The organism is Acinetobacter sp. AND/436 (genome assembly GCF_049546925.1).
Classification (GTDB): domain Bacteria; phylum Pseudomonadota; class Gammaproteobacteria; order Pseudomonadales; family Moraxellaceae; genus Acinetobacter; species Acinetobacter indicus.
This window is the reverse complement of sequence record NZ_JBMXBO010000039.1, coordinates 1-1,127: the sequence shown is the minus strand read 5'-3', so window position 1 is coordinate 1,127 and position 1,127 is coordinate 1. Positions and strand designations below refer to the sequence as shown.

Below are 1,127 nucleotides of genomic sequence, written 5' to 3'. Positions count from 1 at the left end.
TGTAACTCCAAAATAGAAATGTCCGGTTTCTCCAAAGTAAAAATGTCCGCTTTTAGAATATGCACTTTTGCAATTTTCTTAGCGGACGGTTTGATATGTTGGTGTCTATGTCGGATAAAGAACTTAAACGATTGTCGGTCTTGCAGGAAATCTGCGATCAACGCATAACTCAATCCCAAGCTGCTCAGCTACTTCATATTTCAGAACGTCAGATCAGACGCTTACTGCAGAAATACAAAGCCCAAGGTCCAGCTGCATTAGCCCATGCCGGTCGTGGCCAAATCAGCAATTCTAAACTTCCTGAAGAACTCAGACTCAAGTGCCTCAATATTGTTTCTGACCAACTCCATGGTTTCGGACCCACTTTAGCGCATGAAAAGCTCACCACCGTACATGGATTCGATCTTTCAGTAGAAACCCTGCGTTCTTGGATGATTGCAGCTGACTTATGGATGCCTCGATCCAAGCGCCTGAAACGACCGTATCAGCCTCGTTACAACCGGGATTGCTTTGGTGAACTGATCCAAATTGATGGCTCACACCATGACTGGTTTGAAGGACGCGCTGCTAAATGCTGTCTGCTGGTGTTTATCGATGATGCTACAGGAAAATTGCAGCATTTACGCTTCTGTGAGTCAGAATCAACCTTTGACTATATGATTTCAACACGCTTATATGTCGAACAGCACGGTAAGCCTTTAGCGTTTTACAGCGACAAACATTCAGTCTTTAGAGTGAATCAAAGCAGCAAGAAAGACACCAAGATTACCCAGTTTGGACGTGTACTCAGCACCCTGAATATCGATATCATCTTCGCTAATTCACCGCAGGCCAAAGGCCGTGTGGAACGGGCCAACAGAACCCTTCAGGACCGTCTGATCAAGGAGATGCGCCTGAAAGGCATCTGTTCGATTGAGCAAGCTAATGTCTGGCTACCCTGCTTCATTGAGCAGTTCAATCAGAAGTTCGCCAAGATGGCTTTTAATCCTAAGAATCTACATCGGCCTATCATGGAAACAGCCGAAGAGTTAGATGATATTTTTACTTGGCGTGAACCTCGCAGAGTCACGAATAGCTTGACGATTACTTATGATAAATGCGTCTATCTGCTGGAAAATAAAGAAGAA

At 44.5% G+C, this 1,127-nt stretch carries 1 protein-coding gene; it reads left to right on the top strand.

Annotated features, from left to right (window positions below; all coding sequences use genetic code 11):
* Positions 1 to 107: 107 nt before the first annotated feature.
* The coding region (locus ACPEPR_RS13780; RefSeq protein ID WP_423562562.1) for an ISNCY family transposase at positions 108 to 1,127 on the top strand (1,020 nt) is incomplete at its 3' end.